We start from the raw sequence: 13,461 nt of genomic DNA on the forward strand, positions 1-13,461 counted from the left end.
AGATACCATAATGAATGCGTCATAACTCCCTAGCCCCCTGCATAGGTGTGATACAGACATGCGGGAGACTAACACCCTTCTATAAGACTTGTAGTGATTGCTGATATTTTTCGCGATCAGGTGACGTGACGGAGTTCCAGCCGCCACGGGTCGTGGAGCGCGATCCGCCTGTGTCCGGAACTCCTGGCGCGGATGCTCACGATTCATCTTGGAGGGCGTTTGATTTGAGTAGATTGCACCTTATATTCTAGTGAAGTTTTCTCAGCGGAATCGATTCGGATAGCAGGGTTTTCCGTAGCTCAGGCATGCCGTTCGAGTAGACACGCAGACAGATCACTACGCCCCGAAATAGGCGTGGAGCCTCCGGTGAAAGAGGTCTCACCATAAGATCTCTCCACTACCAGAAGGCTCCACGTGATCGCCTGTCCTGCCATGCTCGACGTCTCCCGTGAACCGATCAGTTCGTCGTCGGCCTACTGCGCACCGAACGCCAGAGTCGCGGCACCAGGACGGGCTCCGGGGCGCCGACCTGCTGGGTTCAGGCTCTGTTCGCGATCGCGTGGTTCCGGGACAGGCCCGATCTCGCCCGGCACGGCAAGGCCTTCGGCATCTCCCCGGCAAGATCACGTGAAAGTCAGCGAGAAGATGTCAGTCGTTACGCGGTTGGCGAGGTTGTTGATCGGGACAGTGTGGATCATGGCTTGGGAATCGGCGGGGAGGGTTTCACAGTCGCGGGCCAGGCGGCGGTATAACATGAGCCGGCCCGGACTTCGCTCGACGACCCAGCGGCGTTCGACGACGTGAACACCTCGAGTCCGGATGTTTCCGGAGACGACTTCGACGCCGATGCCGAGCTTGGCACCGTGTTCGGTCGCGGTGTTTTCGAAGCCGGTGCCGGTCGGCTTTGGATATCGTCGGGTAGCTGTTTCAGGCCTGGTCGAGCAGTCGTATTCCGATGACGTTGTCGGACAGGCTTGCGGCGGTGACCATCACGGCGAGGATGATGCCGAGCGCGTCGGTGACGATCTTCTTGTTCTTATCCCGGTGCCGGGATAAGAACAATTATCGGGGGTGGCCTGTTATGCCGAGGGTGAGGCGGCCACCTTCACCCCGAGCACGAGTAGTTCGCCGTGCACGCGCCGGTACCCCCACCCGGGGTTCTCCCGGGCCAGGCGGAGCATCGGGGCGCGGATGGAACGCACGGCCGCTTCGGCCTTGACCGGTGCGCGTGCAGTGCCGTGATCAACCGGCGCGAAGCCGGCAATAGCCTTCAAGGTCGTTCCGTCCATGATCGTGTCCCGCTGGCGGGACAGCACAATGGCAGCGGCACATCCCCTGGCCCGGAACTGCGCACTTCGAGTGGCGCTTTTGGCGGCCGGGACGGATGAGGACGGGTTTCTGAGGATTCTAGCGGGCATTTTACGGACGTTTCCACGCTCAGCGGGAGGCCGGTGGACACGACGCCCGCGTGCCACCGGGGAGAAGCACTATTGTGGCCCTCGAATTGATGCGACGGCCCATGACGAAGGAAGCAGAATGCCCCTCGGCACCGATGGCGAGAAGGATGACGAGAAGGATGGCGAGAACCCCCAAGATTGGAAGACCGGCGTCGGTGAGATGGTCGCCGACCTGTTCTCCTATTGGATGTTCGGCCTGGGCGCCTACACCGCCGGAGAGTCCGACCGCCAATACGGTCCCGTCAAGCTCGTGATCTGGACCGTGTTCGCGATCGGCATCGCGGCGGCTGTGTCCGCACTGCGGATCGCCTTGTTCGGCGAGCCTCGGGCCGGCTGGGGGATCGCCCTGGTCCCCCTGATCCTGCCGATGGTCGGCGCCCTCGCGTACCGGCCCAGGCACTACGTTCCCGGCCTGGTCCTGGGCGTGATCGCCGGCCTGCTCACCACGGTCGGCCTGGGCCTCGACCTCGGTGCGACGACGAGCTCCTTCTGGGGCGGGCTGGCCGTGGTGTCGGCGGGCTTCCTGGTCTGCTCCGTGGTGTTCGCCGCGGTCACCTGGCCACGCCGGTGACCCCCGCGTAGCGCTCGGCCAGGCGTCCCCGGCCGGGCGGTACGCGTACTCAGGCCCTGGCCTCGACGGGCTGGTCGAGGTAGCCGGCCGCCTGGAGCCTGAACAGCTTGGCGTAGACGCCGTCCCGGTCCATCAACTCCGCGTGGGTGCCCTCTTCGAGCACCTTGCCGTGGTCGATGACCACGATGTGGTCGGCCACCCGCACTGTGGAGAACCGATGGGCGATCATGAGCGTGGTCGACCGGTCGGTCAGGCGGGTCATCTGGCCGAAGATCTCCGCCTCCGCCTCGGCGTCGATCGCGGCGGTCGGCTCGTCGAGGACCACAATCGGCGCGTTCCGCAGGAAGGCGCGGGCCAGCGCGACCTTCTGCCACTCCCCTCCCGACAGCTGCCTGCCGCCCTCGAACCACCGTCCCAGCTGGGTGTCGAGCCCCTTGGGCAGCTCGTCGATGAACGGCAGGGCGCCCGCCTGGCCGGCGGCCCGCCGGACGGCCTCGTTGTCGTCTAGCGCCGCCACCCTGCCGAAGCCGATGTTCTCCCTGGCCGACGCCTCGTACTGCACGAAGTCCTGGAAGATCACGCCGACGTTGCGGCGCAGCTCCTCCAGGTCGTACTCCTCGATCGGGTGGCCGTCGATCAGTATCTCGCCGCCGGTCGGCGCGTAGAACCTGGCCAGGAGCTTGACCAGGGTGGTCTTGCCGGCGCCGTTCTGGCCGACCAGGGCCACGCACTGGCCGGCGGGCAGGAACAGGTTCAGGTTCGACAGCACGGGGGTGTCGGTACCGGGGTAGGCGAAGGTGACGTTCCTGAACTGCACGCCCTTGGTCAGGGTGGCGGGGAACGGCCTGCTGCCGCTGGGGAGCGCGTCCTCCGGGATGTCCAGGAAGGAGAACAGGTTACCCAGGAACAGGTTGTGCTCGTACAGCTGGGCGATGCCGCCGAACAGCGATCCCAGCGCGCCCTGCACCAACGTGATCGCCGCGATGTACCCCGCGAACTGACCCACCTGACCGGTGCCGACCGTGGTGGACACCGCGAACAGCACCGCCCCGCCGGCCGCGGCCACGCTCAGCAGCCCGAGCAGCGCCGACGCCACGGCCTGCCGGCCCTCCAGTTGGCGGTCCACCGCGTAGAACCGGCCCACCATCGCCCGGAACCGCTCCAGGAAGAGCGGGCCGAGGTCGAACAGGCGGGTCTCCTTGAATGTTCGGTCGGTCGTCACGAGGTACTGCAGGTACGTCGTACGGCGCCGGTCCGCGGAACGGTCGTGCTCGATCTTCCAGCCGAGCCTGCCGAAGAACAGGTTGGCCACCATGGTCGGCACCGGGGCGAGCAGCACCACCAGCGCGACCCGCACGTCCCAGGACAGCAGCACCACGGTCACCGACACCAGGGAGACGGCGTTGGAGGTGACCGCGATCAGGTCGGCGAAGATCTGGTAGGGCCGGAACCCGGCCTCACGGGTCGCCCGCTGGAGACCGTCGTAGGTCGTGGGGTCCTCGAAGTGGCGCAACTGGAGGCGGATGGCCTTGGCCATGATGCGCTCGTTGACCTGGTTGGCCATCCGGTACTGCAGGAGCGTCTCAAGGTAGTTGCGGCCGACCGCGAAGAAGTGCGCGAGCGCCATGAGGCCGGCCAGCGCGCCACCGGCCCACAGCGCCGTGCGCAACCCGTCGCCATCGGTCACCGCGTCCGCCACGGCCTGCACGGCCATCGCCGTGAGGTACACGTTGACGGCCGGGATGACCGAGGTCACCGCCGTCAGCATGAGGACCCCCACCACGTGCCGCGGGTTGACCTCCCACAGCAGCCGCAGGGCGCGCGCCCAGTATTTTCCCTGCCGGCCAGATTGCGTGTCCGACACCATCATCTTCTCCTCACCGAACCTCTTCCACCCGCCACCGTGGAGACGGCGACCGCGTCTCCAGATCCGTTACCCAGAAACGTCTGACAAAGGTTCACTGCCGGGGCCGTCCCCGCACGGCCCGGATGGCGAGCAGCCACAGCGCATGGGCGGCCCGCTCACGATCCTGGTCCATTCCGAGTAGCCGGTTGATCTGCATGTGGGCCAGGCTCGCCAGGATGCGCCGCTCGTCGCCGACCAGGCGGCCCTCGTCCGCCAGGTTCCGTACCCGTGTGCCTGCGGCGGCCAGCGTGTCCCGCTGGAGCGCGAAGACCTGGCGGAGCGTGCCCAGGTGTGCCCGGGCGACCGGATCGGGATGCCGGTCCCAGGGTTCGACCAGGTCGCACAGGGTGCGCTGGATCTGCCGGAAGCGCTTGCGGATCGGATCGGCGATGTCCATCTCCTGGTCGCCGGCGATCCGCAGCGGGTCCAGGCCCCAGTCGCGGTACAGGTGGTGCACGGCCATGACGGCGAGGACGTCGGGCTCCAGCCCCTGGAGGCCGACCCGCGGCCGGGCCACCAGTTCGGCCGACACGTCGCTGTTGGCGGTGAAGACCTCCTCCAGGGTGCCGATCGCCAGTGGGCCACCGTACCGCTCGATCTCCCTGTCGTAGCCCACCAGGGCGAGGTCCGCGGCGAGGCCGGCCCTGACGCACTCCCGCGCCCAGGCGATGCACCGGGTGGTCACCTGCGCGATGTCTGCCGGGTCCGTGCCCCGCACCCGCACCCGCACCCGCAGGTGCGGGCCGGGGTCGCAGTAGCGGATGTAGAACCAGCGGTCGATCAGGCCGTCCGCGCGCAGCCCCGCGACCAGTTCCCGCAGCGGCCCGGCGATGACGTCGTCGTGCTGGTTGAGCGCGGAGTACAGCTTGAGGTAGACCCACTCGTCGCCCACCAGGCGGCGGCGGGGCACGGCGGGCAGGGCCCCGGCGGGGGGCACCTGCGAGATCGGGGGGCGGCGCACCCGCGCCGGATCCCTGGCGAGCATGGGCACCACGATCTCGCTCAGGTACCGCCCGCCGACGTCGTCGCCGAGCCACGCCTCCGGCACGCCGGGAAGCATCTCCTGGAGCACCAGGGGACTCCCCGCACCGCCACGCTCGGCCCTGCGCAGCTCCTCCTCAAGCTCGGCCGCGCACAGCGGGTGTTCCAGGTCCAGGAGCAGCCGGTTGTCCATCCAGGACAGGTAGACGTACCTGGGCACCCGCCAGGTCTCCCGCCACCGCGCCAGCCCGGCGCCGAAGTCGCCCTCGCCCAGCATTCGGGAGGTGAGTGTCCACTGCGCCGGGTGCAGCACCGCCCGGCCGCGGACCACCCTGGGCAGGTACGGCGCGGCCACGACGGGGCCCCAGTCGAAGCCCACGTGCGGCATGAAGCCGTCCTGGGACAGCTCGATCAGCAGGCGGCAGACGTTCGGCGCGTTCTGCGCGGAGAGCATGTGGCCCTGGGTGACATAGACCTCCTGGCCGAGCCGGGCCGAGCGCAGGTAGAAGCGGTCGGCGGTGGCACCCACCAGGATGTCGCCCAGCGCGATCCGGTGCTCGGGGACCACCGAAGGCGAGGTGTTGATGCAGATCTCGTAGCGGCGCAGCGGCGGATGGAAGGTGACGTTCCCGCCCCTGCCATGCGGCGGCACGTAGCTCAACTCGGCGAAGATCGCATCGGGGTACAGTTCCTCCTCTGCGCGCGCGAACTCCTGCAGCCGGGCCACCGACTCCTCGTCCAACAGGTCGAAGAACCGCCCGAAGGTACGACCGCCGTCGGTCATCGCGCCCGGCGAGACGACGAACCGCCACTCCCCTGCGTCGATCGCGGCCGGCGACTCGGCCGCGATCTGCCCGTAGATGTCCAGCGACGGCCGCAGCGCGGTTCGCTCCCCTGGGGGCCGCCAGGCGGTCAGCCGGGCGAGCAGGTCATCGGTGATCTCGATCTCGGCGAGCCCGCGGTGCAGCGCGTCGGCCGCCAGGGAGGCGAACACCAGGTCCCTGCGCCGGCTGTCCTCCTCGGGGACCGCGGCGAGCGGGACCGCGCGGGGCGGCATGGTGTACGTCGGCGGAGCGTCGAGGCCGGTCTCCGGGCTGAGCACCTCCAGCAGCGGCACCTCGGCGTCCACGCCGTACCGCTCCAGGAAGGCGCTGTGGTACTCGACGATGTGGTGCGGGCGGCGCCGGGTGACGCCGAGGCGCAGCAGCACGTCGGTGGCCTCCGCCGCCACGGTGGCGACCTGCCGGGACAGCTCGCCGCGTGCCGCGAGGGCGGCGTCGACCTGGTAGGTCTCCCGGGTGTTGCCGGGCGTCATGGCGCGCTGCCGGGCGGACAGCCGGTCCAGCGCCGCGGTCCCCGCCGTACCGTGCGCGTCGTCGATCGCGTCGGCGAGTTCTCTGACCTCGGTGAGGCCGGCCCGCACCGCCTCCGTGCCCGCGACGCCGTCCAGCCGCTTGAGCAGATCCAGCTCGGACAGCGGCGCGGTCATCGCCGGCCGCAGATCGCTGATCAGCACGTGCAGGTCCCACAGCTGGGCCAGCAGGGCGCGGGCCTTGTCCGGGGTGGCGCCCGGCACGTCGGTGGCGATCCGCTCGGCAATCTCGGCGTACGTGGTGCCCGGCACGGCGGCCATGCCGAGCGCCAGCTCGACCGGCGCCGTGACCCGGAACCCCACGTGCCGGTTGTCGGCCGTGCCGTGCACGTCGGCGAACGACAGCACCGCACGGTCTCCGACCCGGTACAGCATCGGGTTGACGCCCACGTGCAGACCGTCGCGCAGCGTGTCGTCCTCTTCCAGTTCCTTGATGAGGGACAGCAGCCAGCCGGCGTCCGCCCGGGTACGGGTGCGGGCCAGCGGGTCGCGTGCCAGGTGGAGGGAGGTGGTCCCGGCGAACCGGCCCCCGCCCACGCCGGAGAACAGGCCGTAGGGCGTCGGCCTGGTCGCCATCCTGGTCCCGTACCGCAGCAGCGTCGAGTAGGCCCGGGCCACGCGCTTCTCGTCGGTGCCGGACAGGTGCGCGAGGCCCGCGGTCATGCTCGGGCTGGCCACGTGCAGCGCCTGCACAAAGCGGGGGTGCTCGCTGAGCGACCTGAGGCGTTCCCTGGCGCCGTCCGCGCCACCGTCACCGGAGAGCAGGCCGGTGAACGTCTGGACGGGCATGATGGGGGCGCGCAGCAGGAAGAATCCAGCCGGGGTGTACAGCCGGGATGCAGGGGTGTTCGTCATCGTTTGCCCTCTCCGTCGCTCTCGTCGCTCTGTCGCCGGGTTCGGTCAGCTGATGAGCAGCGCCCGTTCCCATCGGGTGGACGCCGGTGCGGACACCGACCACAGGGCGAGCGCCACCCCCGCGGCACCGGTGAGCAGGCCGGGACTGTCCAGCAGGACGCCCGGCTGTTCGAGGTCCTGGACGCCGATCGGCAGATCGGGGTCGCAGTGCTCCAGCACGGCCTCGGTGAGGACGGGGAGCGTCCGGCGCGCCACGGCGCTGTCGGTGTCCCTGGCGAAGCGCGCGCAGATCGCCAGCAGGCCGGCCGCTCCGTGGCACAGGGTGGCCGAGCCGAAGTGGCCCTCGCCGGCGAACCTGTGCAGCACGCCTTCCAGCGCGGAGATCGCGAACCGGCGCAGGGCGTGGTCGTCCAGCGCGTCGGCGGCGTGCAGCAGGGCGCAGGCCACTCCGGGGGAGCCGTAGCACCAGGCGACCCGGGCCGGGGCAAGACCGTGCCGGTGCTCCGCGCCAGAGGCGTCGAGCGGGATCCCCATGGCCCAGCTGGGGCCGTGCTCGTCGGCGATGGCGGCGTCCACGAGGTAGTCGGCCACCTGTCGGATCGTGGTGCGCACCGGTTCGCCGCCGTGCCTGGCGCGCCCGGCAAGGGCCAGCGCGGCCAGCGGGCCGGGGATCCCGTGGGCCAGGCCGAGGTTGACGTACCCGTGCGGAAAGGTCTCGTGGTAGTCCTCCGCGGGGAAGAACTCCGGCGGTATGAACCACGGCCGGCGTTCCCCCGTCCCGTCGCACAGCCACAGCAGATCGTCGATCAGTCGGCGGACGGCCTCCGCGGCGACGGGCTCGGCCGAGTCCGCGTCGGCCATCCTGGTGAGGCTGCCCGTGGCGCCCACGATCACGTCGTAGTCGTGGTCGGCCACTCCCCCGGCGCGCCGCCAGGACGGGGCGGTGAGCACCTGGTCGGCCAGCTTGCGGTCCAGACCGCGGGCGGCGGCCTCGTACCGCGGGTCGTCACTCGCCGCGTCGGCCAGGACGAGCGCCAGACCGGCCGTGCCCGCGGCCATACCGGCGTCGGCCAGCGGCTCCTCGTGAGTGCTGCGCACGGCGGTGACCACCTGTTCGTGGGCGAGGTCCCGCCAGTGCTCGGCGTCGTCAGGCAGCGCCCTGGCGGCCTGGCGGAACAGCAGCGCGCTGCTCCCGTGTCCCGAGTACAGGGAGGCGCCGCCCCAGCCGAAGGGGTACCGGGCGGTCTGCTCGGACCTGGCCACGGCCAACCGCACCACCTCGGGGTCGGCGAGCCTGCGCGCGATGAGCTCGGCGGTCTTCCTGGCCGCTTCGGACAGCGCCTCGGTGACGTACCCGGATTCGACAAGTGTGCTCACGGATCTCCCTATGGGTCGCGCAACCGGCGGCCTGGTGAGGGGCGGAGCCAGGACGCCGGTCGGCGGACTCCTGATCGCCGTCTCGGGCGACAGGGCCGGTGGAAAAAGGTTTAATGAGAGGTGGCTGCCGTACCCGCGGCGTGAGGCGTTGGCGGGGCACGGCGGCTTCGACGGTGGGCCCGCCGTGATTCCAGCGCGGCGGATCCATCCACACCCCCGGACACGGCTTTCCGACGCGACGATCGGAAAACGCTTCCTTATTCCTGGCTCGCGGGCCGGATGGCATATTGTGGGACGTGATTCCGGAGGCCGTCATTCGTGACGCAGCCGACGGCTCGCCGGGCGTACGGCCGTTTTCGGATGGCACGGCTTTCCGAAATCGCGACCCGTCTTACCTGAGCCGTTCCCGCGGTGTGCGGCCGCCGTGCCCGCGAGTTTTCTGCACGGACACGGCGGCTCGGGCGGGGCCGCCGAGATTCCAGCGCGGCGGACCCTTTCAGCGGACTACCAGCAGCCGAGCGGGCACTGCGTGATGCAGCTCACGCAGGTGCAGCTGCGGCAGGTCACACGGGTGCAGACCAGACGGGTCACCACGCTGATCGAGTCGGGCTCGGCGATGTCCCCGGGCTTGGCGACGCGGACGTCCAGGTCGAACTGGTCCTTGACAGCAGACATGTGTCTCCACCTTTTCATTTCTGGCCGTGAGGCCAAATGGGCTGGCACATGTGACGAGCGGAAATCCGGGGCGGTCTTTCCGGCGTTCAACCGTCGGGGCCCGCCCGACTTTCCTCTTCCGGCGCCGGACTCTGTCACACACATTCATCCTGACATTTCAGGACCACATGGCTCTATTGTCGATTACGCCGATTTACTCGAGGGCCGCCAGCACATCGGCCAGGTCGGCCAGCGCCGCGCCGGGACCCTCGGTGGCCAGCACGCCGCAGGAGTTGAGCACGACCTCGTCCGCGCCGGCCTCGTGGAACCGGCGCAGTTCGGCCGCGATCTCGTCGGGCTTGCCCGCCACGAACGCCCCGGCGTCCAGCAGTGCCCTGGAGACATCCGCCGGGCCGAGACCCGCCAGTTCAACCCCCGCCCGGCGCAGCATATCGGCGTAGTGCCCGGCCTCCAGGTGCGCGCCGGTCGCCACCCGGACGAGCCGCCCGATGTCCCGCCCCGGCCGCTCGACCGCGACGTGCACGACGGACACCACCCGGGGCGGCCGGGGACGACCCTGCGCCCCGGCCCGCAGCGCCGGGGACAGGACGCCGCCCAGATATCCGGCGGGCACCAGCCAGGTGATTGCGACGTCCGCGACCGCCCCCGCCGTACGCGCCATCATGGGCTGCAGCACGCCCGCGCCCACCTCGACCCCAGGATGCTCGGCGGGCAGCAACATACCGTGCACCGTGAAGTGCTCGCCCTCGTGCTCGACGGCCCGGCCGTCGAGCAGGGCGCGTACCGCCGACAGGTACTCCTCGACCGCCCGCCGGGGGCTGCGGTACGGCCGGCCGGCCAGGTTCGCCGTGAACTCCGGGTCACCGGCGCCGAAGCCCGCGACGTACGGCCGGCCGGTGAGCACGGCCAGCGACCTGGCCTCGACTGCGGCCTGGTAGGGATGGCGCAGCGGCAGCAGCGTGACGCTGGAGCCCATCGGCACGTGCAGCCCGCGCCCGGCCAGGTAGGCGGCCGCCAGGTGGGTGTCCACGTTCAGTGACTGGCCCAGCCACAGGCGTTCAGCCCCCGAACGGAGCGCGAACTCGGCGAACGGCACGACCACCTCCGGATGGCGGATCTGCAACGGGTAGACGACCGAGACGGCGAGGGCGTTCGAAGACATGTGAACCTCTCACATCGGGCGGATGGCACGGGGTGCCCATCGTGGGGCGCGGTGTCCCGATCCCTCAATTGGCGGTCCTGACGATTTCCGGCCGTCCGCCGGAGTAAGGCATCCGGCTCGGTCCGGTGGAACCTGCTGGCTGAGTCGGGTCGGGGCGCGGTGCCGGCCTTACGGCCAGCCCGTCTCCCCGACCCGCTCGCCGCACCCGCCCTCTCTGCCGGACCGAGCCCGCTCCCCGGCTTGCCGCCACGCTGCCGGCCCTTCGCCGGCATCCAATCGATCAGATGTGCCCTGAGTGTGCCCTGCGCTCGTAGATCTGGGTGATCTCCGATGCGTGATCAGCGCACCTGGGAAAACAATTCGATCATGGGATGAGCAGCGGTTACGCTTGCGGGCGTCTCGCGTCACTTCTCACTGCTTTTGGTACTTCCACAGAACAGCGACGGAACAGAACAGAGGCTTGGAGGCGCCCGTGACGATGCCCAGGAAGGGCTCACGGCTCATCAGCGTCGACGGCACCGCCTTCCGCTGGCGGATCCGGCACAAGCCCACCTACCACCAGGGCAACAATTGGAGTCCCCTCGCCGTCACCGTTGAGCGGACCGAGGAGCCGGGGCGTTTTCTCGTGGTGTCGCTTCCCTGCGCTCGGCCGGACAACTGGCTCGGAGAACGGACGATCGCGGTCCGCCCCGCCCTCGTCGCCGGATGCATCCGGCGAGCCGTCGAACAGGGATGGAACCCCGGACAACCGGGCTCGGCATTCACCCTCACCGTCACCGAGGACGAACTGGCCGTGCTCCTGGGCGGACCGCCTCAGTACCTGATCCCCTTCCTCTGGGGCATGATCCCCGAAGGCGGAGGCATCGAGGACCTCCCTCGATGCACCGAAATCTGGAGCCGGGACAAGCAGAACACCAGCCAGGCACCTTCTAACAATCCGTAGGGAAGGGCGGCATGCATGTCACACAGCTCGTCCCCTGGTCAGGAGGTAGATACGGGTCGGTGCCGTGTGATCGTGTAAGGCTGAAGGCCGCCGAGCGGATCGTCGAGGCCGCGGGCGAGCCGGACGTGACCGAACACCCCTTGGCAAGCTCCCCGTCAGGATGAATGAGAACTATCGTGGCCAGCATGGAAAATCCCCCTCAGCGTAGGGACTCCCAGATGTCGCACCTGCGCGCCTCGGACAGCAATAGGGAGCAGGTCAGCACCATGCTCGGTGAAGCCCTGAGCACCGGTCAGCTGAGCCACGAAGAGTACTCCGAGCGCCTGGACAGGCTCTACCAGGCCAAGACCGTGGGGGAGCTCGAGGTCCTCACCCGCGACCTACAGGTCGACCGGCACCGTCCGGCCGCGAACCCGGTGTCCTACCTGCCGGATGCGAGCTCCAGGCCCGAGAACATCGTCGCCATCTTCGGCGGTGCCGAGCGCAAGGGCCGCTGGCGGGTGCGACGGCGGACCAAAGCGCTGGCCCTCTTCGGCGGCCTGCGGTTTGACCTGACCGGGGCCGAGTTCGAGGCAAAAGAGGTCGAGATCACGATCAACGCGATCTTCGGTGGGGCCGAGATCATCGTGCCCGAGGGGACGGAGGTGCGCTGCCATGGCATCGGCATCTTCGGCGGCTTCGACGTGCACAGCAGCCCGGACGTCGACCCGTCGGCGCCGGTGGTCGTGGTGAGGGGCCTGGCGCTGTTCGGCGGAGTGAGCGGTAAGGCCCGGCGCCGGCGCGAGCGCTGAGCGACGCGCCTGGGGCGCTTCGAAGGCGTCAGGGCGTAACCACGTCCTGGAGCACCGCAATCGTCCGGCACACCTGCCGGCACCGGTGTTCACCATCACTACCGGCTCCGAAGCCTGATCATCGGTGCGACGGCCATCTTCTTGATGGCCGTAGCCGCCTTTTTGATCATCTTCCGCTACGCCTGACCCGCGTCGGCCTCCTGGCAGGGAAACGACCCCGGCACGGCGAAGGGGCCTGAATCAACGATCCTGGTCCCTTTTCCACTTCAGAACATCGAGATCTGATCCGTCATGGGGGCCGACCTGCGGTGATCTCTTGAAAGGCGTTCCGAGCTGGGCTTTTGGCGTTCACTGGTTCTCATCGTTTCGCGCTGCTTCTCGTGCCCATGTGCCCTGGGTGTGCCCTGCCCTCGTAGATCTGGGTGATCTCCGAAACTGATTACGTCCATCTGCGGAAACGACCTGATTACCGTGTTGAGCAGGGACTACGGCTATGACCGTCTCGCATCGCTTCTCACTACTTTCGGCGCTCCCACGGAACAGCGACGGAACACCGCGCCTCATCGACTGGGGCCGCGTATGCCCCGCTCGTGCTGGACAAGATCACCTCGAACTTACTCGGGTACATCGAGCGTTTGCGCGAAGAGGTTTAGGCCTGATCATCTTCTGTCGCCGTCCACCGTCGTCCAGTGGCGGTGTTTGCGCTCACTCAGCAAAACGGCCCATGGTGATCGTCTGATGGTGCGAACTGCCGGGTTGCTGGGTGGATCTCACGATTCCGTTCCACTGTCCGGCGCCATAGTGGCACCGCCGGTCGTGCCGTGACAGCGCTTGTACTTCTTGCCCGATCCGCACGGGCACGGGGCGTTACGGTAGAGATCACCGATGCCGTCGCGGCGGATGACGGGCGTAAGCCGGGCCCGGATATCCGCGGCCGTGCCCTGGGCAGCGCTCAGCAGGTTGTGGAAGGCCTCAGGGAGTTCCCCGGCCAACCGGCGATAGTGGCCGATGGTTTCCTCCGCTGCCGAAAGTCCTGCCGGGAGGTCTGTTTCAGTCTCGCTGCATACCCGTGCATACCTCAATAGGCTCAGCGCGAGGCCGGGCAGGTAGGCCTCCGGTTCCGCCTCGGCCAACCGGCGATAGACCTCCACCGCCTCCCGCACCGGCCTCACCGCTCCCCGTTTGTCCCCCACCCCCGACAAGAGGGTCCCTAGGTTAGCCAGGCTGATAGCGAGGTCGGGCAGGTAGGCCTCCGGTTCCGCCTCGGCCAACCGACGGTGAAGCTCCGCCGCCTCCCGTACCAGCTCCACCGCCCCCCGTTTGTCCCCCACCCCCGACAAGCAACCCCCCAGGTTGGGCAAGCGGGTTGGG

Annotated in this window: 10 protein-coding genes and 1 pseudogene; 3 read left to right on the plus strand and 8 right to left on the minus strand. The window is 68.9% G+C overall.

Annotation, left to right across the window (positions count from 1 at the left end; genetic code table 11):
* Window positions 1–623: 623 nt before the first annotated feature.
* Together ABZU75_RS15515 and ABZU75_RS15520 are read right to left on the minus strand one after the other, a co-directional pair.
* Window positions 624–1,020: pseudogene (locus ABZU75_RS15515) on the minus strand (IS5/IS1182 family transposase); the annotation flags it as partial.
* A 59-nt stretch (window positions 1,021–1,079) separates the two neighbouring features.
* Window positions 1,080–1,289: a hypothetical protein gene (locus ABZU75_RS15520; protein ID WP_355554344.1), complete on the minus strand. Its 210-nt coding sequence runs from the start codon at window positions 1,287–1,289 to the stop codon at window positions 1,080–1,082.
* Window positions 1,290–1,536: 247 nt separating this feature from the next.
* Between ABZU75_RS15520 and ABZU75_RS15525 the strand changes: the two genes are divergently transcribed.
* Complete coding sequence (locus ABZU75_RS15525; RefSeq protein WP_355554346.1) at window positions 1,537–2,028, plus strand: hypothetical protein; 492 nt, start codon at window positions 1,537–1,539, stop codon at window positions 2,026–2,028.
* Window positions 2,029–2,077: 49 nt separating this feature from the next.
* On the opposite strand, the gene ABZU75_RS15530 is transcribed toward ABZU75_RS15525, so the two are convergent.
* The 5 genes from ABZU75_RS15530 to ABZU75_RS15550 form a co-directional block, all read right to left on the minus strand.
* The gene (locus tag ABZU75_RS15530) at window positions 2,078–3,898 is read right to left on the minus strand and encodes an ABC transporter ATP-binding protein (protein ID WP_355554348.1); all 1,821 of its coding nucleotides are present in this window, start codon (window positions 3,896–3,898) and stop codon (window positions 2,078–2,080) included.
* An 88-nt stretch (window positions 3,899–3,986) separates the two neighbouring features.
* Complete coding sequence (locus ABZU75_RS15535; protein WP_355554350.1) at window positions 3,987–7,142, minus strand: lantibiotic dehydratase; 3,156 nt, start codon at window positions 7,140–7,142, stop codon at window positions 3,987–3,989.
* A gap of 45 nt (window positions 7,143–7,187) precedes the next feature.
* Entirely contained in the window at window positions 7,188–8,519 is a 1,332-nt protein-coding gene (locus tag ABZU75_RS15540; protein ID WP_355554352.1) for a lanthionine synthetase C family protein, read from the minus strand.
* A 504-nt stretch (window positions 8,520–9,023) separates the two neighbouring features.
* Window positions 9,024–9,194: an FDLD family class I lanthipeptide gene (locus ABZU75_RS15545; RefSeq protein WP_355554354.1), complete on the minus strand. Its 171-nt coding sequence runs from the start codon at window positions 9,192–9,194 to the stop codon at window positions 9,024–9,026.
* 193 nt (window positions 9,195–9,387) lie between these two features.
* A complete protein-coding gene (locus ABZU75_RS15550; protein ID WP_355554356.1) occupies window positions 9,388–10,356 on the minus strand; it encodes an LLM class flavin-dependent oxidoreductase in 969 nt (322 codons plus the stop codon).
* Between the two features lie 472 nt (window positions 10,357–10,828).
* On the opposite strand from ABZU75_RS15550, the gene ABZU75_RS15555 reads away from it, so the two are divergent.
* Both ABZU75_RS15555 and ABZU75_RS15560 read left to right on the plus strand, forming a co-directional pair.
* Window positions 10,829–11,299: a hypothetical protein gene (locus tag ABZU75_RS15555; RefSeq protein WP_355554358.1), complete on the plus strand. Its 471-nt coding sequence runs from the start codon at window positions 10,829–10,831 to the stop codon at window positions 11,297–11,299.
* Between the two features lie 185 nt (window positions 11,300–11,484).
* Entirely contained in the window at window positions 11,485–12,090 is a 606-nt protein-coding gene (locus tag ABZU75_RS15560) for a DUF1707 domain-containing protein (protein ID WP_355554360.1), read from the plus strand.
* 770 nt (window positions 12,091–12,860) lie between these two features.
* Here the strand turns inward: ABZU75_RS15560 and ABZU75_RS15565 are convergent.
* A partial coding sequence (locus ABZU75_RS15565; protein WP_355554362.1) for an SEC-C metal-binding domain-containing protein occupies window positions 12,861–13,461 on the minus strand: 601 nt, incomplete at its 5' end.

It is taken from the genome of Streptosporangium sp. NPDC005286 (genome assembly GCF_040607515.1).
Lineage (GTDB): Bacteria > Actinomycetota > Actinomycetes > Streptosporangiales > Streptosporangiaceae > Streptosporangium.